The organism is Arenibacter sp. P308M17 (genome assembly GCF_003426735.1).
Taxonomy (GTDB): Bacteria; Bacteroidota; Bacteroidia; order Flavobacteriales; family Flavobacteriaceae; genus Arenibacter.
Map to the genome: position 1 here is coordinate 17,626 of NZ_QVON01000015.1, position 20,855 is coordinate 38,480.

24 protein-coding genes are annotated in these 20,855 nt (G+C 39.5%); 5 read left to right on the forward strand and 19 right to left on the reverse strand.

All coding sequences use genetic code 11. The features are described 5' to 3' along the window. Nucleotides 1-244: 244 nt before the first annotated feature. Nucleotides 245-829 (forward strand): DUF4494 domain-containing protein, encoded by a 585-nt coding sequence (locus D0S24_RS20640; protein ID WP_117021747.1) that lies wholly within the window; start codon nucleotides 245-247, stop codon nucleotides 827-829. 61 nt (nucleotides 830-890) lie between these two features. Here the strand turns inward: D0S24_RS20640 and D0S24_RS20645 are convergent, their stop codons facing one another. The 5 genes from D0S24_RS20645 to D0S24_RS20665 all read right to left on the reverse strand — a co-directional run bounded on the left by D0S24_RS20645 (nucleotide 891) and on the right by D0S24_RS20665 (nucleotide 9,006). Next, complete coding sequence (locus D0S24_RS20645; protein WP_117021748.1) at nucleotides 891-1,652, reverse strand: SDR family oxidoreductase; 762 nt, start codon at nucleotides 1,650-1,652, stop codon at nucleotides 891-893. Between the two features lie 93 nt (nucleotides 1,653-1,745). Then, nucleotides 1,746-3,035, reverse strand: a complete 1,290-nt coding sequence (locus D0S24_RS20650; RefSeq protein WP_117021749.1) for a Gfo/Idh/MocA family protein — start codon at nucleotides 3,033-3,035, stop codon at nucleotides 1,746-1,748. Between the two features lie 62 nt (nucleotides 3,036-3,097). Beyond that, nucleotides 3,098-4,390 (reverse strand): acetylxylan esterase, encoded by a 1,293-nt coding sequence (locus D0S24_RS20655; RefSeq protein WP_117021750.1) that lies wholly within the window; start codon nucleotides 4,388-4,390, stop codon nucleotides 3,098-3,100. A gap of 212 nt (nucleotides 4,391-4,602) precedes the next feature. After that, the gene (locus tag D0S24_RS20660) at nucleotides 4,603-7,239 is read right to left on the reverse strand and encodes an MGH1-like glycoside hydrolase domain-containing protein (RefSeq protein ID WP_117021751.1); all 2,637 of its coding nucleotides are present in this window, start codon (nucleotides 7,237-7,239) and stop codon (nucleotides 4,603-4,605) included. A 357-nt stretch (nucleotides 7,240-7,596) separates the two neighbouring features. After that, a complete protein-coding gene (locus tag D0S24_RS20665) occupies nucleotides 7,597-9,006 on the reverse strand; it encodes a sensor histidine kinase KdpD (RefSeq protein WP_117021752.1) in 1,410 nt (469 codons plus the stop codon). Nucleotides 9,007-9,314: 308 nt separating this feature from the next. Between D0S24_RS20665 and D0S24_RS20670 the strand changes: the two genes are divergently transcribed. Next, nucleotides 9,315-10,634 (forward strand): prolyl oligopeptidase family serine peptidase, encoded by a 1,320-nt coding sequence (locus D0S24_RS20670; RefSeq protein ID WP_181938157.1) that lies wholly within the window; start codon nucleotides 9,315-9,317, stop codon nucleotides 10,632-10,634. A 35-nt stretch (nucleotides 10,635-10,669) separates the two neighbouring features. Here the strand turns inward: D0S24_RS20670 and D0S24_RS20675 are convergent, their stop codons facing one another. The 6 genes from D0S24_RS20675 to D0S24_RS20700 all read right to left on the reverse strand — a co-directional run bounded on the left by D0S24_RS20675 (nucleotide 10,670) and on the right by D0S24_RS20700 (nucleotide 13,988). After that, complete coding sequence (locus D0S24_RS20675; RefSeq protein WP_117021753.1) at nucleotides 10,670-11,035, reverse strand: DUF2200 domain-containing protein; 366 nt, start codon at nucleotides 11,033-11,035, stop codon at nucleotides 10,670-10,672. A gap of 257 nt (nucleotides 11,036-11,292) precedes the next feature. Beyond that, a complete protein-coding gene (locus tag D0S24_RS20680) occupies nucleotides 11,293-11,739 on the reverse strand; it encodes a VOC family protein (protein WP_117021754.1) in 447 nt (148 codons plus the stop codon). 273 nt (nucleotides 11,740-12,012) lie between these two features. Further along, nucleotides 12,013-12,384: a DoxX family protein gene (locus D0S24_RS20685; protein ID WP_117021755.1), complete on the reverse strand. Its 372-nt coding sequence runs from the start codon at nucleotides 12,382-12,384 to the stop codon at nucleotides 12,013-12,015. A 57-nt stretch (nucleotides 12,385-12,441) separates the two neighbouring features. Then, nucleotides 12,442-12,861, reverse strand: a complete 420-nt coding sequence (locus D0S24_RS20690) for a VOC family protein (protein WP_117021756.1) — start codon at nucleotides 12,859-12,861, stop codon at nucleotides 12,442-12,444. 48 nt (nucleotides 12,862-12,909) lie between these two features. Further along, nucleotides 12,910-13,353 (reverse strand): VOC family protein, encoded by a 444-nt coding sequence (locus D0S24_RS20695; RefSeq protein WP_117021757.1) that lies wholly within the window; start codon nucleotides 13,351-13,353, stop codon nucleotides 12,910-12,912. A gap of 185 nt (nucleotides 13,354-13,538) precedes the next feature. Beyond that, nucleotides 13,539-13,988 carry an SRPBCC family protein gene (locus tag D0S24_RS20700; protein WP_117021758.1) on the reverse strand — a complete coding sequence of 150 codons (450 nt, stop codon included), beginning with the start codon at nucleotides 13,986-13,988 and terminating at the stop codon, nucleotides 13,539-13,541. Between the two features lie 61 nt (nucleotides 13,989-14,049). Here D0S24_RS20700 and D0S24_RS20705 point away from each other — a divergent pair, with 61 nt between their 5' ends. Beyond that, the gene (locus D0S24_RS20705; protein ID WP_220377800.1) at nucleotides 14,050-15,096 is read left to right on the forward strand and encodes a GlxA family transcriptional regulator; all 1,047 of its coding nucleotides are present in this window, start codon (nucleotides 14,050-14,052) and stop codon (nucleotides 15,094-15,096) included. A gap of 56 nt (nucleotides 15,097-15,152) precedes the next feature. Here D0S24_RS20705 and D0S24_RS20710 read toward each other — a convergent pair whose 3' ends face one another. The 5 genes from D0S24_RS20710 to D0S24_RS20730 form a co-directional block, all read right to left on the reverse strand. Beyond that, nucleotides 15,153-15,866 carry an MBL fold metallo-hydrolase gene (locus D0S24_RS20710; RefSeq protein WP_117021759.1) on the reverse strand — a complete coding sequence of 238 codons (714 nt, stop codon included), beginning with the start codon at nucleotides 15,864-15,866 and terminating at the stop codon, nucleotides 15,153-15,155. Between the two features lie 239 nt (nucleotides 15,867-16,105). Beyond that, a complete protein-coding gene (locus D0S24_RS20715; protein WP_117021760.1) occupies nucleotides 16,106-16,546 on the reverse strand; it encodes an SRPBCC family protein in 441 nt (146 codons plus the stop codon). A gap of 96 nt (nucleotides 16,547-16,642) precedes the next feature. Then, entirely contained in the window at nucleotides 16,643-17,194 is a 552-nt protein-coding gene (locus D0S24_RS20720) for a dihydrofolate reductase family protein (RefSeq protein WP_117021761.1), read from the reverse strand. A 1-nt stretch (nucleotide 17,195) separates the two neighbouring features. Then, on the reverse strand, nucleotides 17,196-17,399 hold the full coding sequence (locus tag D0S24_RS20725; protein WP_117021762.1) for a hypothetical protein: 204 nt from the start codon (nucleotides 17,397-17,399) through the stop codon (nucleotides 17,196-17,198). Next, nucleotides 17,396-18,016: a dihydrofolate reductase family protein gene (locus D0S24_RS20730; RefSeq protein WP_117021769.1), complete on the reverse strand. Its 621-nt coding sequence runs from the start codon at nucleotides 18,014-18,016 to the stop codon at nucleotides 17,396-17,398. Before D0S24_RS20730 ends, D0S24_RS20725 begins: the two co-directional genes overlap by 4 nt. A 382-nt stretch (nucleotides 18,017-18,398) precedes the next feature. On the opposite strand from D0S24_RS20730, the gene D0S24_RS20735 reads away from it, so the two are divergent. Together D0S24_RS20735 and D0S24_RS21405 are read left to right on the forward strand one after the other, a co-directional pair. Continuing rightward, nucleotides 18,399-18,812: a transposase gene (locus tag D0S24_RS20735; RefSeq protein ID WP_117021763.1), complete on the forward strand. Its 414-nt coding sequence runs from the start codon at nucleotides 18,399-18,401 to the stop codon at nucleotides 18,810-18,812. A gap of 54 nt (nucleotides 18,813-18,866) precedes the next feature. Beyond that, nucleotides 18,867-19,199, forward strand: coding sequence for a transposase (locus D0S24_RS21405; protein WP_251795853.1), 333 nt, complete (start codon nucleotides 18,867-18,869; stop codon nucleotides 19,197-19,199). Between the two features lie 106 nt (nucleotides 19,200-19,305). Here the strand turns inward: D0S24_RS21405 and D0S24_RS20745 are convergent, their stop codons facing one another. From D0S24_RS20745 to D0S24_RS20755, 3 genes are all read right to left on the reverse strand, one after another. Beyond that, nucleotides 19,306-19,833, reverse strand: a complete 528-nt coding sequence (locus D0S24_RS20745; protein ID WP_117021764.1) for a DUF6933 domain-containing protein — start codon at nucleotides 19,831-19,833, stop codon at nucleotides 19,306-19,308. 144 nt (nucleotides 19,834-19,977) lie between these two features. Continuing rightward, nucleotides 19,978-20,286 (reverse strand): type II toxin-antitoxin system RelE/ParE family toxin, encoded by a 309-nt coding sequence (locus D0S24_RS20750; RefSeq protein ID WP_117021765.1) that lies wholly within the window; start codon nucleotides 20,284-20,286, stop codon nucleotides 19,978-19,980. Next, nucleotides 20,286-20,504 carry a hypothetical protein gene (locus tag D0S24_RS20755; RefSeq protein ID WP_117021770.1) on the reverse strand — a complete coding sequence of 73 codons (219 nt, stop codon included), beginning with the start codon at nucleotides 20,502-20,504 and terminating at the stop codon, nucleotides 20,286-20,288. Before D0S24_RS20755 ends, D0S24_RS20750 begins: the two co-directional genes overlap by 1 nt. Between the last annotated feature and the right edge of the window lie 351 nt (nucleotides 20,505-20,855).

The window sequence follows — 20,855 nt, forward strand, 5'->3', positions numbered from 1 at the left end:
GGTTGATTAGGATAAAGTATAATTGCTCCCATAAAAGTAAAGAAATAAATGCATTCCTATCCTATAGTTCTAGAAAGGGAAGCAGTTGCAGCTGCTGTTTATACGAAAGCCATTGAAAAATGGACTTTTACCATCACTATCCCGACAGGAATTATATATTGAAATTGTGAATATCTATATAGGGAATTGGGATGCAATATTTTCTTTAAGGACTATTTTTGGCATCCTTTAAAAAAATATAGATATGAGTCAGACTTGGTACGAGTGCAAAGTAAAATACAGAAAAACCCATGAGACGGGAGAACAGAAGGTAACCACGGAATCCTATTTATTGGATGCGATATCGTATACCGAGGCAGAAGCCAGAATTAACGAGGAAATGGCGGCCTACACCAGTGAGGAATTCTTGATAACGAATATAAAAGTCGCCAATTTATCGGAAGTGCATCCTTTTGAGAATTCAGATCGCTGGTTCAAATCCAAAGTGGCCCTAATTGCCTTCGATGAGAATAGTGGTAAGGAAAGAAAGACCAATACCTATTTATTGGTGCAGGCCAATGATGTTAAGGAAGCCTATGACCATACCATAGAGGCCATGAAGGGTACTATGGGCGATTATACCATTCCCGTAATCTCAGAATCTCTTATTATAGATGTGTTTCCTTATTTTTCTGGTGATGAAGGTGATTTGGATCAATTGGAAAAGTTTAACTCCCTTAAGGCTTCTACACCGAAATCCAATGTATATAATGAAGACTTGGAAGCATTGGATGCTTTTGAAAACGAAGAGGCCGGGATTGTTGGAGCTTTGGAAGGGGAAGAGGAGTAGGCCCAATTTTTTGGAATCGGTATTGTAAGGGGGCTTAATAGCCCTCTTATTGCATTGTGTTCTATAATAGGATCCCTCCAGAGGCCTCTATACGCTGACCATTAATCCATCGGGCGTCCTCCGTACATAAAAAGGCCACCACACCGCCAATATCTTCGGGTTCTCCCACTCTTCCCAAAGCAGTGGCAGCGGTAACTGCCTTCCTCTTTTGCTCATTTGTTTTGTTTTCACCCTTACCAAAGTCGGTTGCCACGGCACCTGGTGCCACTACATTGGCTGTAATTTTTCTATGGGCCAATTCCTTGGCCAAGTATCTGGTAAATACTTCTACGGCAGCTTTAGCCGGGGCATAGGCCGATGAATTGGGAAAAGTAAACCTGGTTAGGCCGGAAGAAATATTTATTATCCTGCTGCCGTCATTTAAATAGGGCAAAGCCTTTTGTGTTAAGAAATAGACCCCCTTAAAATGTACATTCACCATTTCATCAAATTGTTCTTCCGTGGTGTCAACAAAAGGCTGATAAATTCCAGTACCGCCATTGTTTATTAAAAAATCGATCTTTTCCTTACCCGTCCCCGTTTTTATTTGGGAGGAAAGCTGCTTGAAAAAGTCATCAAAGGAAGGAATTTTGCTAGTATCCAATTGCAGAGCATGGACTTTTCTGCCCATCTTCCCAATCTCCGCAACTACTTTATCTGCGGCCGATTTATTGGAGCGGTAGGTGATAATGACATCGATTCCCTTTTTTGCAATATTAATGGCCATATCCCTACCTAGGCCACGACTTCCTCCTGTTACCAATGCAATTTTGTTTTCGGACATCTTATTATTTTTTGTTTTTGTAAAATTCGGGAATAATGAACAATTAACAATAAGCAATTAACAATGGACAATTAACAATAAGGGAAGAAGGGCTTAGCTTACCAACCACCAGGCCTTTCGCGCCTTTCTGGATAATAGGGCATTGGCTTCCGAATCCCCAATAAATTTTTCATTTTCCGAATCCCAATCAAGTTTTCTTCCCAATCTATAGGAAATTAGTCCCAAATGCATCGGCAACGTCATTTGGCGGGCATAGGCAAGATTTGATTCGGGTTGGATCCTGGATTTTACAGAGTCCACAAAGTTTTGTTGGTGTCCTGGAGAGCGGATTATGCTTTGCGGTATTTCAGGGATTTCGGTCATGGTTTCTCCATTAATGGTTATTTCCCTAGTATTATAATCACAGATCAGACTGCCCTTGTCGCCTTCAAAATAGGCTCCAATTCCACGGTCTACGGCACCAGGTACTTTGGGCGGTTCGGTGGTCCAGTAAATTTTTAGATCTTCGAACTCATAATCTATTTCGATCCATTTAGGGGTATCGGCAATACCTTCAGCTTTTTCTCCTCTGGCAACAATATTTTTTAGGCCCTTTGGCTCCAAGGCCCAAAAAGCTACATCGGCTATATGGCACCAAAAATCGGCAAAGAAGCCTCCGGAATAATCCAGGAAATACCTATAGGTAAAGTGGCATTTTTCAGGAACATAATCTACATAGGGGGCGGGCCCCAACCACATATCCCAATTTAGACCTTTGGGTACGGCAACACTTTTGGGATTGCCCAAATTAGGTGGTGCCCCCGTTTTCCATAAACGGACCGTATGCACTTTCCCAATGGCACCGGCCTTGAGTATTTCAACAACCCGGTGGAAGTTGTCTGTGGCATGTATCTGGTTCCCCATTTGGAAAATACGCTGGTGCCCTTCCAAATTTTTAAGCATCATCTGTCCCTCTTTAACATCATAGGAAAGCGGTTTTTCACCATATACATCCTTTCCTGCCTGAAAAGCCAAAGTGGCGATCTGGGCATGCCAATGGTCAGGGGTAGCACAGGTAATGGCATCGATATCCTTACGATCCAGGATATTCCTGAAATCCCCGTACCCTTTTACTTTTTTTCCTGGCTGTAGGGTTTCCATGGTTTTTAGGCTATTGGCCAGGTGCATTTCGTCTACATCGCAAAGCGCTACCACGTCCACTTCCGGCAGGGCGCTGAACCATTTCATATGGTTGTTGCCCATACCCCCAACACCTATGTGTGCCACCCGTAGGCGATCACTGGGAGCAAACTGGCCATAGGTTGAAGGCAAAAGTGTTAGGCCCATTAGTCCTAAACCACTTTGCTTAATAAATTCCCTGCGTTGATTTCTTTTAATCTTCATGAGTGTTCGGTTTAATTAATTGAGGGATAACCGCTACCATAATATTTGGGATTGCCCTTAACTTATTTCCTAAGTTTTGAGAATAGCCATTCTTTTTTCAATTCCTGCTGTTCGGGATAGGTCCAATGTTGTGTTTTTTGGAAAAGATGCAACTCCTTTGGTGCTGTCAATACATTATAGGCAGAATAGGTGGAAGCCGGAGGGCACACATTGTCGTTGTAGCCCCAACTGTACCAGCCCGGTGCTTTTACAAATCGTGCAAAGTTGACAACATCATAATATTTTGAAATTTCTATTTTCTCGGGTTTATTGGTAAATTCGTCCACGAAAATCTGCGGCCAACCCCCGGCGCGGCCATGTAAAAATCCGGTCATATCGGAAAGGGCAGGATAAAAGGCGGCCAAATAATCAATTCTATCATCCAGACCGGCCGTTACAATGGAAAGGGCGCCGCCTTGGCTCCCACCGGTAACGGCAATATCTTCGCCGTTAAATCCCTCCACACTTTCTATAAAATCGACCGCCCTAATACAACCTAGGTATACGCGGCGGTAGTAGGCATTGTCCCTATCATCCAGATTAAATGCCTGGTAACCGTTCAAGGCCCCCTTGGCAAGATCATCGTAAACACTTTGGTCCAAGTTTACGGGAATGCCGTGAATCCCAATGGTAAAGGAGATGAAACCTTCCGCAGCCTCGTCAATTTCCCCATAATAGGGCCTAATTCCCGCCCCTGGAACATGTAGAATAGCAGGGTATTTACCTACCTTTTTTGGTTTGGTAAGAATGCCGTAGATTTTTCCATTAATATTATCCAACTTAACGTGATAAACATCCACCTTGTCCGTGCAGCGTTCGGGCATCAAAGTCAGTACCGCGTTCATGGGCACTTGATTCAGTTCTTCCCGATTTTTTTTCCAAAAAAGTTCAAAATCCTTGGGTAAGGTGGTAGTGGGTCGTATTTGGTCCGGAGCAAAGCCCACTGTGGTATATGATGAATACTCCTTTCCCTCTACCTTAACTTTTACCGTACAACGTAGAAACCCCGGCTCGGTGAATTTCTTGGCCTTTATTTGGGTGGAATTATTTTTGAGGGTTCGTGTGCCCTCATCCCAAATCTTTATGGTCCGATACCCTGGATCGGGTTGAATGGTATATTCAATTTCAATGCCGTCCAAAGGAACATTGTTCTTAAAAACCGAAATTGAAAATTCGGCCTGTTCCCCAAGGGAATAGGTCCAGTCAGTGTGGTTTGGGCTTACCATGATCTCTACCAGTTCTTGGCGGGGTTGTGCACTTGAACAAACGCTAAAAAGGAGGAAGCACGAGAGGGAAATAGAAAAAATTGTTTTCATATTTTTTGGTCGGTTTGTATTTTAGCTATTAGCTATTAGCTATTAGCTATTAGCCATTAGCCATTAGCCATTAGCGATGACAGCGTTTGCGCCAGTTGCAATAAGGTGGAAATGGGTATTGGTTTCCTACCATTTTAGAAAGATAATAAAAAAGGTTGGGATTTTAGTCCCTAATTATTAGGGGTAAAATAGCAACCTATGGAATTTGCATCCTATTGGTCGGATTCTTCCATCTCCATTATGAGATTGGCAATTAGGGCCGTCCATCCCGTTTGATGCGAAGCCCCCAGCCCCTTGCCGTTGTCACCATCAAAAAATTCATAAAATAGATGTTGGTTCTTAAAGTGTTCATCCTGGGCGAAAAGTTTATTTCTGTCATCCGCATGATATTGGAATTTGCCTTCGGAATTGGCTTCAAACAGTTTTACCAATCTTTTGGTAAGCTGGTTGGCAATTTCATTTAGGTTTAATTTTTTTCCGGATCCCGTTGGGAATTCATATTGATAGGTAGGTCCGTAGAAGGTATAGTATTTCCGTAAAGATTGAATAATCATATAGTTCAGCGGCATCCAAATGGGACCCCTCCAATTGGAGTTTCCCCCGAACATATTGGACCTACTTTCCCCAGGTTCGTAATGAATGGTATAATGCCCGTTATGTGAAAATACAAAAGGATGGTCCTTATGGTATTTTGAAAGGGAACGAATCCCGTAATCGGATAGAAACTCATCTTCATCCAAGAGCCGTATCAAAAGTTTCTCCAGTCTATAGGCCCTCATGATAGAAAACAGATAGTTGCCATCTTTGTTGGCCTCTTCAATATTGGAGATCAGGGAAGCCAGATCTGGCCTGGTCCTAACAATTTCGGCAGCCCTTATTTTAAATTCCTTCAATTGTTCAAAGAGGTCTTTATGAATGATCTCAACGGCAAATAGGGGAATAATACCCACTAAAGACCTTACCTTAAGTCGGTTTGTAGTACCATTGGAAAGTTCTACAACATCGTAATAAAAATCATCCCCATCATCCCATAGCGAAATATCCTTTGTCCCTATATGGTGCATGGCCCAGGCAATATTTAAGAAGTGCCTAAAGAATTTGGCGGCGGATTCTTCATATACTTTATTGGTCTTTGCCAATTCCAGAGACATACGTAGCATATTTACCGTAAACATGGCCATCCAACTTGTGGCATCGGCCTGTTGCATTCTGCTGACCCCTTGCGGCATATGGTTACGATCAAAGACCCCAATGTTGTCCAGCCCCAAAAATCCGCCCTCAAATAGATCCGTACCGTGTTTATCTTTTTGGTTCACCCACCACGTAAAATTGATAAGTAATTTTTGGAACGCATGCTCCAAAAACTTGGTGTCCCCGTTACCGGTCCGGAATTTGTCCTTCTCATATACGTTCCAAACCGCCCAGGAATGTACAGGGGGGTTCACATCACTAAAATTCCACTCGTAGGCCGGTATCTGTCCGTTGGGATGCATATAATTCTCCCGCAATACCAACAATAATTGTTCCTTGGCAAAATAGGGGTCTATTTCTACAAAGGAAACCATATGAAAGGCAAGGTCCCAGGCGGCATACCATGGATACTCCCATTTGTCGGGCATAGATATCACATGCCTGTTGGTAAGGTGCTGCCAGTTGAAATTTCGGGCCGCCGCGCGGAATGGCTTAGGTTCCCCAGGGCCTCCAAAAAGCCATTTGAAAACATCGTAGTAATAGAACTGTTTGGTCCATAACAAACCGGAGAAGGCACTTTTTGCAATGGATTGATGGGCTTTTGGCAGATCGCTCTTCAGGATATTGCTATAAAAATCCTCACTTTCCTTAATTCTTTGATTAAATACGGCATCAAAATCGGACCAGGGATTCTCCAGTTTTTTTTTGCTAAGTCGTATTCTAATGCTCCTTTCTTCCCCTGCCTTTAGCTTAAACTTATACCATACTGCCGATTTCGACCCTATTTTTGCTGGATTAACGGTCGACTTGCCATTTACCACATGGTCGTTGATGCCGTCCTTAACATAATCCACCTCATTGGCAACATTGTAAATACGTTTGTTGTTGGTCTCATTTTCACAGAACAACTGCTTGCCATTTTCATGGTAAAAATAATGTCTTCCATTTCTAATACTTCTGGATTGTATACAGTTATCAGTTAAGGATTTGATGCTTGGGCGACCAAAACGCTTGTTGTGCTTCCAAAAGTTTCTGAACCAGAGGTGGGGAAGTACATGTATCCTAGCTTTTCTATTTCCTCTATTGACCACCGTGATTTTCATGAGAATATCTTCCACATCAGCTTTGGTATATTCAATATAACAGTCGAAATAGGCATTTTTATCAAAAGAGTTGGTATCCAATAACTCATATTCCATATCTTCCCGGCTACGGATATTGTTATTGATCAAATCTTGATATGGAAATTTTTTATGTGGATACTTATACAGGTATTTGCAGTAGGAATGGGTAGGGGTGGATATCTGATGAAAATAAAGTTCCTTAACATCTTCGCCGTGATTGCCCTGATTATTGGTAAGGCCAAAAAGGCGTTCCTTTAGAATGGGATCCTTACCGTTCCAAAAGGCAGGGGCAAGACAAAGTATCTCTCTGGAGTCGCAAAAGCCCCCTATACCTTCTTCTCCCCATCTATAGGCATTGCTACGTGCTTTTTCATGGCCTATAAAATCCCATGCATGTCCATGTTCGCTATAATCTTCCCGAACGGTGCCCCATTGTCTTTCCGCTAAATATGGACCCCATTTTTTCCAATTTTTGTAAGTGTCCGGAACTGCCAATCTTTCTTCCTCAGCATTCTTCGGGGTAAAATCTGCCATTAAGATGTTTTTTATAAGTATTTAGTGGGCATAATGGTAAAAATAACACTAATTCATTCAGTTGGAAATTATATAGGTCAGTATTGCCTAATTGCTATTTTAGTGGATACTCTTTTGTTATCCTTTTAAAAAAGAAAGTCAAAATTAAGGAAGTGATATTATTTTTAAGTGGTATTCGATGTCTGTCATAATTTATTTGCCATAAGCCATAAGCCATAAGCCATAAGCCATAAGCCATAAGCCATAAGCCATAAGCCATAATCCATAAGCCATGTGCCCTACCTTTGAAGTCAGTAAATACTTTTGGTGCAGAGGGGTTTGGTTGAGGCAGATAAAATACATGCTTAGGACAAACTACTAAGCAATTTTTGCCAATTCCGGTATTGGAATATGCAAAGGCAGCGTAAATTTGAAATTACTCCCTTTACCTATTTCGCTTTCCACCCAAAGATGTCCACCAAGTTTTTCAGCAAATTCCCTGCAAAGAACCAGGCCCAAGCCGGAACCATTTTCGTCCGCAGTGCCCGGCATGCTTACAGAAGTGGATAAATCGAAAATTTCATGAATGGTTTTTTCGTCCATACCGACGCCATTGTCGGAGATGCATATTTCCACTTGGTGTTGATCTGAAGCAGCTCGTACCTCTATATGTCCCCCAGGGTTGGTGAATTTTATGGCATTCGAAATTAAATTTCGTAAAATGGTTCCTAAAATGTTTTCATCCGTATCCAATTCTATTTCATAAGTTGGGGAAAAATGTAAGGAAATGTTTTTAGCTTTTGCCTGCGACATTTTAAGTGCGATTATATGCAATATTACTTTTGAAAGATTTGTTTTCCTTGGGACGAAAACTAGTTCTCCGGTTTGCGACTTTGCCCAATGCAATAAGTTGTCCAGCAAACTGAGGGTGTTTTTAGCCGTTGAATTTATTAAACCCACAAACTCCTTGGATTCGGAATTGTCAGTGGCAATCACCTTTTCCGAGAGAAGTTCTGTAAGGCATAATATGTTGTTGAACGGACTTCTTAAATCGTGCGCTATAATAGAAAACAATTTATTTTGGGTTTGGTTTAACGCCCCAAGTTTACGTTTATCCTGTTCGATTATTAAATTTTTTCTAAGGATTGTTTTTTGATCAACTTCTTTTAGAAGCATTATAAAACCTATACTTATAGCACTAATAAATAGGATAGAGATAATTAAAAACCAATTATTGAAGGTGGAATTCTTTAGGAAAACATAAGGCTCGCCCATTTGGTAAATATTATAGGCACGAAAGAGCTGGAATATGGAATAAAGCAAAAGTACACCACTTAAAAGTATGGAAAATTTGTACTTGTTCTTATTTACAAATAGATAATAGGCACCTATTCCATAGAAAAATGGACAGGAAAGTATACGTATTATGCTAAGGGTAATGTTTTTTTCTTCCACTAGCAAAATGGCGGAATAAAATAGAACACCGAATATGATGAAAAACCATAATAGATTTTTTCGCATTTTACCATCAAAAGAAACAAGCCCGAAAGAGGTTAATGCAAAACAGGAAATCAAAAGAAAATTATTTAAACGAAGAGTAAGCAAAGGTGATAGGATATCCCTGTTGGCATACAGGACAATGGTTAATGTTTGAAACCCAATACCAAGGGCAATTAGCAATATGGACCATTGCTTGTGGTGAAAAAAATATTGATAGATGAACAATGCTATGATGAACAAATTGTTCAAGGCTAAAAAGAACAGTACAGAGGGGTAATCCAAGGTCATTATTCGTAATTCGTTTTCTTTTGATAAAGATTAAAAAAATTCGTGCAATAATTTACTTTTTTAATGTTTTTTGGAAATTTTAATGATATCATGTTGAAAAATGGCTTTGTGCATTGATAATAAGTGTGTTGAACCATTTAGGGGTTTCACATAATAGAATAATGCTCTTTCTATTAAGCAAAAGAACTTTCTTAGCACTTCCCTATTTTTGAAATTATTCCATTTAAAGATTCACTACTTAAAATCAACAGTAAGGAATAATCAGAAACAAATAGTATCTTTAAATGTCCCGATAATTATCTTATAACATGAAAAAAGTCAAAAGTTCGGATGCCGAAATCCAAGATTCCAGAAGGGCCTTCCTATCCAAGACAGCGCTGGCTACCGTGGCCATTCCGCTTATACCAGGAACAATGACCGCGACATTCAAGAACATGTTACCAACCTCAAAACTTATCGTTATGAATGCAGACAAACCCAAAAGTCTAATAGGCCAGTACGGCCCTTGGTTGGCTTCGCAAATGAAAGATCCGCCCAAGTTGTCATTTAGGAACGACCATTGGTCCATAATTGAAGATTGGAAACCAAGTGCATATGCCAAGGCCGAAGAACAGATAGCCGCGCCTTTGATAAAAGAGACTATTGTAATTACCCTTAAAAAGAAATATATCTACGATGGACTTGAAATAGAGGAACTGGAATGGAAATTGCCCTACGGAAGACCTGTTGAGGCTATTTTTTTAAAACCCGAAAACAGTCAAGGCAAGTTGCCCGCTATTTTGGCCTTGCACGACCATGCGGGTAAAAAGTACTTCGGCAAAAGAAAGATAACCAAGACTTCGGATACCCAGCACCCGCTAGTTGAAGTGCACCAAAATAGCGATTATGAAGGTAGGGCATGGGCGAATGAAATAGCCAAAAGAGGCTATGCAGTTTTGGTACATGACGCCTTTTCCTTTGCTAGCCGTCGGATTTTCTATGAAGATATGGACGGTATTGACTGGGGCCCATTAAAAGTAGAGGGACGTACTGATGAATATCCAGAAGATATCAAGAACATAGAGGATTATAATGCATGGGCAGGCCATCATGAACACCTTATGGCCAAATCCCTTTTGTCCGCTGGCACCTCATACACAGGTATGGTATTGGCCGAAGACCGTATTGCTTTGGATATTCTGAGTGCAAGAAAGGACGTTGACCCGGATCGCATAGGTTGCGGCGGACTCTCGGGCGGTGGGCTGCGTACTGTTTTTTTGGGGGGGATGGATACTCGTATTAAATGTGCCGTATGTGTAGGGTTTATGACTACCTGGAAAGACTTTTTATTGAATAAGTCTTACACCCACACTTGGATGACCTATGCTCCAGGTTTGGCAAATTATTTGGATTTTCCCGAAATTTTAGGGCTGCGCGTACCACTTCCTACCATGGTGCAGAGCAATAATCATGACGAACTTTACACTTTGACCGAAATGAAAAAAGCAGATAATATACTAGCGGATATCTTTTCAAAAGCGGGCCACCCTGAAAGGTATAGTGGAAAATTCTATGATGGAGGCCATAAGTTCGATATTCAAATGCAAACCGATGCCTTCCATTGGTTCGATAATTGGCTGGGGAATTGAACGGTTAAAAACACATAGAACAGTGTATGTATTACCTATGCATATCTCAAAATCTTTTCCATCTTTTTGCCTTTCGCCAGTTCGTCCACCAACTTGTCCAAATACCTTACTTGCCGGGTTAAGGTATTTTCGATATCCTCTATTCGGTAACCACAAATTACCCCCGTTATAAGTTTGGCATTAGGATTAAGCTCTGCTTTTTTGAAGAAGGTTTCAAAAGTCACTTTTTCATCGATGAGTTCGGAAAGTTTTCTGTCATCAAATCCGGTCAGCCATTTAATCACCTGATGTAACTCTTCCTTGGTCCTGCCTTTTTTCTCAATTTTTGTAATATAATGGGGATATACGGATGAAAAAGTCATTTTTGCTATTCGCTCATTGTGTTTGGCCGTTGTTTTCATTCTATTTCAACTATACTTGTTTTACTTACTGGCAATTTTTATAAACAGTTAATTATATATGGTTATAACCATTTCATTATGGTTCATATACCCCTTATCGGATCGAAACCACGAATTTTATGAAATGAAAGTAAGGTGGTTAAGCCCCTAATTTAACAAATAAAAACCGAATTTAAAATATGAGGGGCAAGGTCATAGTCAACCCTCACCGTCATCTTCATAGATGAGCTCCTAATACCTTATAGGATAGATTGTTGTTAGCCGGCCGTTATTTTTCCTTTATATTTTGGGTCGTAATCTACCATCCATTCAATACCATATTTGTCCCTAAACATGCCAAAATAAGAACCCCACGGACTGTCGCCAATCGGCATTTCAATAGTGCCGCCTGCAGAAAGTCCGTTAAATAATTTGTTGGCTTCTTCACGGCTTTCCGCGCTAATGGAAATTTTGGATCTGTTTTCGTTCTCGCTTACGCGTCCCAGGCTTTGAGGAACATCATTGGCCATTAAAATGTTTTCACCAATAGGCAAGGCAATATGCATGATTTTGTTCGCCTCATTTTCAGCTACAGGATAGTCAGCATTGGACAGGTCTTTGAAGCGCATTACTTTTGCGAACTCTCCACCAAAAACCGATCTATAGAAAAGAAATGCTTCTTCGGCATTGCCGTTGAAATTGATGTAGGGATTGATAAGTGCCATAATCTATAAATTTTTAATTGTCAAATTAAAGGTTAAAATCCTGTCTTTGCCGGCTAGCGGGCCTGCTCCCAATGGGTATCTGGATTAGTTTCTTCTATAAATTTTAGTAGTCCACCGTTGGCAATAGGTTATAGGCAGTATGCAGTAAAATCACATTTTTGTCCTCTGCATATAGATTAAGGTATACGGTTTACTGCCAACTTATCATCCATTCCGTTCCAAAATCCCTGCCTTTGCCGTTAGGTTTGTAATTTCATAGTAGGAGTGGTTTATTTAATTTTTTGAAGGGTTTAGCTTATGATAGTAAAAATAGGATACCATTAAAATAACCAAAATAATTAAAGGAAAGAAGGTTTGAAAATTTATTCCGTCCACTACGGCGTGACTTATGCTTGCAAAGATAAAGTCGAAAGCAAAGCCGGCATAGGCCCATTCCTTTACCCGCTTGGGAATTTGGGGAATTACCAATACCAAAACGCCCAAAACTTTAAAAACGACCAATGCGTTTCCAAAATATTCCGGATAGCCCAAATGCCTTATCCCTTCTTTGGCCAATTCCGTTTGTGAAGTTAATGCAGGCATTACTCCTTCAAATAAAGCGATGATTAATGTCGCCGACCAATAAAATATTTTATCTTTTCCCATAGGTTTAATTTTTGTAATTGTTTTACATCAGAAATTAATTGAAAGTTTGATTAATATTTAATTCTTAGAATTTTTGTTGAAATTTAACATCCAATGATTTCCATACTTGTCCGTAAGGGTACCAAATAGTGATCCCCAAAAAGTGTATTCGAGTGGGTGGTCTGCCTCACCCTCCTCTGAAAGTTTGGCATAAACTTTTTTTATTTCCTCTTCGCAACTGCAATCCAAGGAAAGGGAAACGGCATTTCCTTTTATGAGACCTATTTGTGGAACAATGTCCGAGCCTTGTAAAACCATAGTTTCTTTCGTAAGGGTAGCATGCAATATGCAATCCTTCATTTTTTTTGGCATTTTCTTGGAAAGTGGTGACCCTCCTATTGTTTGAAAAATAAGTTTGCCCCCCAAACATTCTAGGTAAAAGGTCATTGCTTCCCGGCAATTCCCATTAAAGGTGAGGTAGGGATGAATAAAGGTCATTTTCACTTAAGCATTTATTAGCTTTTTAATATTAATTTTTTTCATCTGTTATTTGGCAATTGAATCATTCATTACATTAAACATCCACCGGATACCAAATTGATCCAAACAACACCCCCAGTATCCCCAAAATTCATCTCTCATGGGAGCTTTATCACTACCACCTTCGGATAATGCCTTGTACAAATTATCGGCTTCCTCCTTGGAATCCAATTGCAGGCTAATGGTAGTATTATTTCCAACAACCAGCTTTTGTCCCATTGATTCCAACATATCCGTTCCCATCAATTCCGTACCTCCAATAATAGGTAATGCAACATGCATTACACAATTCAAATCTGCTTCCGAAAATTTAGGGGCCTCGGGATTTGGAGGTAAATCCTTTATATACATCATAGGTGCCGAATATGTTGTTCCAAAAACGGATTTGTAATAATTAAAGGCCTTTTCCGTATTGCCTTGAAAATTTAAATAAATTGCTACGTGGCTCATTTTTTTTCTTATTTAAGGTGGGTTCAAACTTAGGGTAAAATTCAAATAACTGATGGTCTATTCATCAATTTAAAGTCTATGTTCCCCCGAGTGCAGGCGAGAGGTTTTTAACAGTTACATCTTTAAATTGGGATCTTTCCCAACTACAATCGGGATATGCCTGCCCAGGCATCAGGGCAAGGGTTTTAGGCGTCGGGTATATTTGGTTCCACCAACCTTTTTAGTTTATCCAATGATTCTTGCCAACCCAAATAACACATTTCAACAGGGATGGCATCGGGAATCCCTTCTTGCACAATGTTAATTTCGGTACCGCAGATGACCGTTTTCATTTGAACTGTCGTAATCATTTTTCCAGGTAAATTTGGATCATCAAATTGGTCAGTGTATTTAATGGATTCGTTAGCAACGATTTCCAAATATTCTCCCCCAAAAGAATGGCCGTTTCCCGTTGAGAAGTTTGTAAAGGACATTTTATAGGTCCCTCCAATTTTTACATCCATACTATGTACCTTACATACAAAGCCATAAGGTGGTAGCCATGATGCCATTGCATCCGCATCGGTAAAAGCTTTAAATACTTTTTCAACTGGTGCTGCCAATACTCTGTGCAGCTTTACATTATTACTATTCATAGTATCGAATTTTAAATGATTATTAATACTACAAAGATGCAATGGCATTTCAATATATGAAATGTGTAAAAATGACAACAACAGGGTGCATTGCGACAATATTGTTTTTACATTTATAGAAATAAACAATGTATTGATGAATGTAAGTATTCTTGTTCCTGAAAACGCTGTAATGCAGGCCATAGCGGACCCACAATATTTGCTTACCACAGTAAATCAATTTTTGACGGTAGCTGGTAAGGAGCCCTTGTTCCATGTGCAATTGGTTGGGTTGAAAAGGCAGGTGGAAATTAATGATGGTTTGTTTTCCATTCACACTTCACAACTTTTAAAAGAGGTAAAGAAGACAGATTTAATAGTCATTCCTGCTTTGTTCGGGGATATGAAAACGGCCATTGCTGCCAACAAACAGGCATTGCCCTGGATAAAGGAACAATATCGAAATGGGGCAGAAGTGGCTTCATTATGTGTTGGAGCGTTTCTGTTGGCATCCACTGGTTTGCTCAATGGAAAAAAATGTTCAACGCATTGGGGATTTCAAAATGAGTTTAGGGATATGTTTCCCGAGGTTGAAGTAGTAGAAGGAAATATAATCACCGAGGAGCACCGAATTTATTCCAGTGGTGGAGCCAATTCGTATTGGAATCTATTGTTGCACTTGGTAGAAAAGTATACCGATAGGGAAACAGCAATACTGGCATCAAAATATTTTGCCATAGACATAGATCGGGAAAGTCAAACTACTTTTGCCATGTTTATAGGTCAAAAAAATCATGCGGACGAAGCTGTTCTAAAGGCACAGGATTATATTGAACAGCATTTTCAAGATAAAATAAGTATTGATGATCTGACTGGACTGGTAGCGGTGGGAAGGCGTAGTTTTGAAAGGAGATTTAAGTTGGCTACCAATAATACTGTTTTGGAATATATTCAGCGTATAAAAGTGGAGGCGGCCAAAAGAAGTTTTGAGAATAGCAGAAAAAACATGAACGAAGTAATGTTTGATGTTGGTTATAGCGATACAAAAGCATTCAGAACCCTTTTTAAAAAGATTACAGGGCTTACACCGATCGAGTATCGCAATAAATATAATAAAATGGTGGTCTAGTGTCCTGTCAACCCTACTTTAGCCATTTCGTTGATTTTACAATAGGGAACGTAAAGTTACCTCCATTGGGACAAAGCACTATTAAGGACATTTTCCACCCGCCACTTGGGTTTGTGAAAATAGATCATCCCGTGTCCCGGGAGCATAATATCCGGATCTAATTTGGAGAACCTTAGGAGTGTCTCCATGTAAATTTTTTTATTAAAATCAAAGGACCCGTCCCATCCGAAATCACCCACCATTAGCGTACCAATAATGTCACCACTTACCGTAACCTTTATATTTTCATGTTGGAATGAAAATGCAGTGCACCCCATGGAATGGCCGGGATAATGGCCAACCTCAATATCTATACCCATTAAATTTAAGGTTTGGCCATTGCGTACAATCGTATCCACCTCCACAGGATTGAATAATTTATGGTACAAATATCCCGCACATCGTTCGTCTCCGGAAGAGATGGCCTCTGCGGTTTCTTTGATGGCAATGAGTTGTACCCCTCTTTTCTTAAGCAAATGGGCAGCCCCTGCATGATCTAAATGCGGGTGCGTAAGCAGACAATATTTAATATCGTCCGGGTCTAGCCCCCAGTATTTCATATTCGCAAAAATTTGGTCTAGGGTATCTCCGCAACCACAATCGAACATGATCAATCCGGTTTTCGTTTTCAGTACATATGAATTTCCATCGTTCCACAAGGCTCCCTGCAAATCGAAGGTCAACCCGTTAAGGTCGCCCCCTGTTTGATATAAACCCTTACGTATTTGCATACAATCTATTTTTGAAGATTAATTATTATTTGAATTGGTACCCAACAATGGATGGTACTTTATGTTCTAATCTACCATGTTGTTCACTTATTCCATAATTTGGGTCGGGTCTAGGGTTGAATTTTAAATGGCAGGGTCATTATGTATGGTACCCTTAATTTTTTTTGGTACCTTTAGTGCCGACCAAGCTAAGACTCCGCTATTATAGGGAGTTTTTTTACTTTACATATTTTCAATCTTTACATATTTTCAATTACTTTTTCCAGTCTATCGAAATTTTCTTCATTTTTTGGTAAGGCGTAAGGTCGGATTTTGTTGCATTCTTCAACAGTTTTGAAAACCATTCGAAATGAAATTCGAGTTTTAGTACCATCCATTTTTTCAAAGGCAATTTCCATATCGAATAACGGTTGCGAAATTCTTTTCCAACTTATAAACTCGTTCGGCTTAATAATTTCAAAGACGGACGAATTCTCATAGTTGCCTTTTTCAGGCCCATGCATAGTCAAAATCCATTTTCCACCCGGTTTTAGGTCAAATTCATGAATGGTGTTTGTAAATCCATTTGGTCCCCACCAATTTTTAAGAAGGGAAGGATCAGCAAAGGCCTTGTATACTTTCTTTAAAGGAAAGTTTAAAATTCTAGTACTGAAAATTTCAAGATCGGATGGTGCATTCATTTTTTTTCATTCTTACTTTTCTATTTTATACAGAACTTACTCAATGGTTATGGTTTATTTCATGACAGCCATTGTTGACGGTTCATTGTTTTGTGGTTATTCTTTTCTCGGTTCATAATACAGGATTACAGCTCCTCCCGTAAAGGTTTTGGTCTTAAGGAGTTTAAAAATAATCCTTTCGTTTATGTCCTCAAACAATGTCGAACCTTTTCCTTCCACCATTGGATAAATACAAAGTTGGAATTCATCGATCAGGTTAAGATTAATTAGTTGAATAATTAGACTGCGACTGCCAACAAAAATATCTTTGCCTGATTGTTGTTTCAATCCCAAAACCTCATCTTTTAATCCGCGTTGTGCTATGGTTGAACTTTTCCAATTTATACTTTTAAGTGTACGGGAGAAAACAATTTTTGGAATTTTGTCAAGAGACAAGGCAAAGTCGTTCATTGTTTTTTCTTCGGAAGGATTTTCTAAAAACGTTCGCCAAAATTCCATAAGTTGATAGGTTGTTCTACCATAAAGAATTGCGTATCCTTGTCCCAACAATGCTGTATAATGCCGATGTATTTCTTCATCTGGAATTCCCGCTGTATGGTCGTAAATTCCGTCAAGTGTCATATTGAGTGCTGCAATTACTTTTCCCATTTCATTTCATTTTATAATTCTGTTTGAATGTCGGCCCTTCTTCTATTAGTGATTTTCCAAAAACATCTAGTGACGCTTTTCCTCTACCGAGCAGATTTAAAATTGCATTTTCCAAATATTCGGATAATTCCTGAATTGTTTCTTTTTTATGATAACCTAGCGTATTGCTCAACTTGGCTAAAACCCCTGAAGCAGGTTCTTTCATTTTTTTATCAATTTATATCTCAAGTGTGTAGTGAGCCCAGATGGTATTACTTCTGCAATTTGAATGTCATATATGTCTTTGTCAATGCCGTCAAACAGTCGGATTCCACCTCCTAGAAAAACTGGGGCGAGGTGTATGAAAAATTCATCCACCAGCCCCGCATTGAGAAATTGTTGAATAGTATTGGCGCCACCCTGAATTCTAATGTCTTTTCCCTGAGCTGATTGTTTTGCTTTTTCCAATGCACTTTCTATTCCGTCATTGATGAAATAAAAAGTTGTTGTTCCCTTTTGGAACCAGGGTTCGCGTTTTTCATGGGTCAACACATAAACGTCCGCTTCGTATAAATCTTCTGCCCAAACGACTTCCCCTTCTTCAAACATTCGCTTTCCCATAATATAAGAGCCGGTTCGTTCAAACACATCATCAATTAATTTACTGTCCGCACCGTATTCTTCACCACCTTCCATTTTGATGTGTTTCCAAAATGCTTTTTGCTTAAACATCCATTGGTGCAGTTTTCCTGAAACGCCACCCATTGGATTGTCCGGACCTCTGTGGTCTCCTGCAAAAAAGCCGTCCAGAGAAATTCCACTGTCAAATATGATTTTGCCCATTTTTACCATTATTGGTTTATAATCTGCCGTGTCGTTCATTCAATAACCTCCAAGTGTTTCGTTTGGCCTTAAATTACTGTTTTATATGCGTTCATTTTTCAATTTTGAATCGACTTTAGCAATTCAGGGTGGATTCGGACGTAGTCGAATCCGCCGTAATTGCGGTTGTACATTGTGCCTGTTGCACAAGTTAGGAAAAATTAATATTGGCTTAATATAAAAAGAGGGCGATTTTGTTTCTTAATATATGCAAGGAACAAAGACATATCAAGAAAAGCTGTTCAACCTATTTCAACTAAGTGCTCGGGTTTTCAAGAACAATTAATATAGGCAATCAAAAACCGTTCTTCCACTGGATTATTTGTATTCAGAGACCAAAAAAATGCCTTTCAAGGCCAGAAAGCTCAATTACCTTAGTCAACTTACCGTGGACACCTCCAACCATGTGATCACCGATATCAAAGCCTATCATGCGGACGGGAAGGATAATCAACAACTACCAGACATCGTAAAACGGGTCAAACTCAGATTATGGGAATCGGGTCTGCTTTGGGAAAACTGTGTGGCGGATACGGGCTATAGCAGTGGGGAGAATTATGCACTGTTGGAACAAAGGGGACTTAAAAGTTTTATCCCGCCCCATGGCACCTATAAGGGCGGACCAGAGGGATTTACATATATAGAAGAGGGAAACTATTGGTTGTGCCCCCAAAGTAAAAAAGTAATCTTTAGAAAACAAAAGCTGGAAAAGGGCACTTTAAGGGATAATTATTTTACCAAGAGAAGCGATTGCTAGGGATGCCCGATAAAGATCCAATGCATAGGCAAGAGCCGTGAAAAGCGTATCAATATAACAGCTTACAGGGAAGAGTACGAGCGGAACAATACAAGGGTCCGCAGCCCACAGGGTTCTTTTATGAAAGGCAAACGGCAAAGCACCGTAGAACCTGTCTTTGGAACCCTCACCCAGTTCATGGGGCTGAGAAAAATCAATACCATAGGGATTGGTCAGGCCAACAAGGTAATGCACCTCGCTGCGATTGCCTACAACCTCAAAAAGTATCTGAAATTCACGCAAAAACAAGTAAAAAGCGGAGCAGGAATGCTCGACTTGTTTTTTACACTGAAAAACAGACTGACAGCAGTCGATAAATCCGTTTTAGCAGATATGAATTTGGTCTAAATCCAGGTAATCAAAAAAAGAAAAACCGCTTAGAGCGGCTTATTTGAGTCGGTAATTTTACGTTTTACAGGCTTGTGCAACGGTTACCGGTGTTCTACACCGTTTTTTATTCCGTCAATAATTTTTCCATTTCTTTAATGGAATTCGTGTAATCCGACATTTTTCGTCCTTTCCCGATATGGATGGGAGTTGTATTTATTCTGTTTGTCAAATTTTTTATCGGCATATTTTCCAAGTCCTCGAATTCGTATTTCCACCAATCCAAATCTTGCAATCTGTGATTTTGAAATCCAGTCGTTATTCGGTCGTTATCGGTGGGCAGGAAGTCCAATTTACCAATTATTGAGTCCACATTATTAAAGTCCGTTATAATTCCGTCGTAGATAAGCTGTCCGTAAAACGATTCTTTAAAAATCGATTCAATGTTTTTCAAGTCCGCCGATTTTATGTCTGTCAGTATTACGTTGTATTTGGTCGGTCCGTTTGTGAGCAACCAACATTTTTTCCTGACCACGTAGAAAACCGTTGCGTTCCATTTTCCAAGTTTTCCGGAATCGCGGTTTTGGTCGGTCGAGATTAGTTTCTTTACCAACTTTTCTAGTTTTTTTGTGGTATGGATTTTAGTTCGATTCAAATGGTGTAGAACGTTTAGGCTATGATTTCGGTCCGGGAAATCCGTTGGGATTTTCAGGATCGGAATAGTGCCAGTTTAAAAGTAATTAATTTTATCTTTTGATAGGGGGCAGGACTGAATTATAGCCATTGTTGTGCTTTCGTATTATTTCTTCAACTGCTTTTTAATTTTTTGGGGATCCTGTCTTGTATCGAAAAGTGTGATTATTTCTATTTCCTCTGTTTTGAAATTAATTCGGTAGAAAAAAGTGGTTTGTTTTGTAACTACACATTTGTAGATGCCTCCGAATTCGTTCGATTTTGTACAACTTTCGGGTTGAATCGATATTTGTTTGATTTTATTGGTCAATTTGGCCAAAAAGTCCATTTTGACTTTGTAGCTCCAGTTCTCCAATAAATGGCGTGTAATCTTTTTAAGTTTGGATTCGGCAAGTTCGGACAGAAAAACCTCCACTAAGAGATCTTTTTAATCACATCCTTGAAAGATACTTTTTTCCCCTTGTCCAACTGTTCGATTCCTTTTTTAATCTCGGCTTGTTCATTGGCGCTCAATTCGTTCCAAAAATCCGATTTTTCATTATTTATAAAATCCGTCACTTTTTTAATAAATCTATCGTTGTCGATATTCAATATTATCTTGACGAGCTCTATTTTTGATGTTTCGATATCCATTTCAATTCTTTTTCTCAAATTTACTAAAAATTCCCTTTCAGGACGAATTTTGGCATGAAGCACATCGGTTTAGTATATGGCAAGTAGGGCAGGCAAGGAAACTTTTCGTTTCCGTCTGCGCTCGTAGCCAAAGCTTTTTGTTTTGTAATTATTTTCATTTTTTAATTGCCAAATCCAAAAGATTTGGCGGACTTAGTAAATACTCCCAAGCCAATAAATTTAGCATATTATGCCCAATTTGCTATAGGTGTTGTTGAACGAATCCTCCCTACCGGTCGGAAGCTTTGTCGTGTTCAAAATACGTTTTACTTAAATTTATGCAATCTTAAAAAACAATGTAATGTATAAAAA

Bases quoted from the DNA above. Each gene is read 5' to 3' on its own strand.
- D0S24_RS20640 (WP_117021747.1), top strand. From the start codon at position 245: ATGAGTCAGACTTGGTACGAGTGCAAAGTAAAATACAGAAAAACCCAT.
- D0S24_RS20645 (WP_117021748.1), bottom strand. From the start codon at position 1,652: ATGTCCGAAAACAAAATTGCATTGGTAACAGGAGGAAGTCGTGGCCTA.
- D0S24_RS20650 (WP_117021749.1), bottom strand. From the start codon at position 3,035: ATGAAGATTAAAAGAAATCAACGCAGGGAATTTATTAAGCAAAGTGGT.
- D0S24_RS20655 (WP_117021750.1), bottom strand. From the start codon at position 4,390: ATGAAAACAATTTTTTCTATTTCCCTCTCGTGCTTCCTCCTTTTTAGC.
- D0S24_RS20660 (WP_117021751.1), bottom strand. From the start codon at position 7,239: ATGGCAGATTTTACCCCGAAGAATGCTGAGGAAGAAAGATTGGCAGTT.
- D0S24_RS20665 (WP_117021752.1), bottom strand. From the start codon at position 9,006: ATGACCTTGGATTACCCCTCTGTACTGTTCTTTTTAGCCTTGAACAAT.
- D0S24_RS20670 (WP_181938157.1), top strand. From the start codon at position 9,315: ATGAAAAAAGTCAAAAGTTCGGATGCCGAAATCCAAGATTCCAGAAGG.
- D0S24_RS20675 (WP_117021753.1), bottom strand. From the start codon at position 11,035: ATGAAAACAACGGCCAAACACAATGAGCGAATAGCAAAAATGACTTTT.
- D0S24_RS20680 (WP_117021754.1), bottom strand. From the start codon at position 11,739: ATGGCACTTATCAATCCCTACATCAATTTCAACGGCAATGCCGAAGAA.
- D0S24_RS20685 (WP_117021755.1), bottom strand. From the start codon at position 12,384: ATGGGAAAAGATAAAATATTTTATTGGTCGGCGACATTAATCATCGCT.
- D0S24_RS20690 (WP_117021756.1), bottom strand. From the start codon at position 12,861: ATGACCTTTATTCATCCCTACCTCACCTTTAATGGGAATTGCCGGGAA.
- D0S24_RS20695 (WP_117021757.1), bottom strand. From the start codon at position 13,353: ATGAGCCACGTAGCAATTTATTTAAATTTTCAAGGCAATACGGAAAAG.
- D0S24_RS20700 (WP_117021758.1), bottom strand. From the start codon at position 13,988: ATGAATAGTAATAATGTAAAGCTGCACAGAGTATTGGCAGCACCAGTT.
- D0S24_RS20705 (WP_220377800.1), top strand. From the start codon at position 14,050: ATGTGTAAAAATGACAACAACAGGGTGCATTGCGACAATATTGTTTTT.
- D0S24_RS20710 (WP_117021759.1), bottom strand. From the start codon at position 15,866: ATGCAAATACGTAAGGGTTTATATCAAACAGGGGGCGACCTTAACGGG.
- D0S24_RS20715 (WP_117021760.1), bottom strand. From the start codon at position 16,546: ATGAATGCACCATCCGATCTTGAAATTTTCAGTACTAGAATTTTAAAC.
- D0S24_RS20720 (WP_117021761.1), bottom strand. From the start codon at position 17,194: ATGGGAAAAGTAATTGCAGCACTCAATATGACACTTGACGGAATTTAC.
- D0S24_RS20725 (WP_117021762.1), bottom strand. From the start codon at position 17,399: ATGAAAGAACCTGCTTCAGGGGTTTTAGCCAAGTTGAGCAATACGCTA.
- D0S24_RS20730 (WP_117021769.1), bottom strand. From the start codon at position 18,016: ATGGGCAAAATCATATTTGACAGTGGAATTTCTCTGGACGGCTTTTTT.
- D0S24_RS20735 (WP_117021763.1), top strand. From the start codon at position 18,399: ATGCCTTTCAAGGCCAGAAAGCTCAATTACCTTAGTCAACTTACCGTG.
- D0S24_RS20755 (WP_117021770.1), bottom strand. From the start codon at position 20,504: ATGGATATCGAAACATCAAAAATAGAGCTCGTCAAGATAATATTGAAT.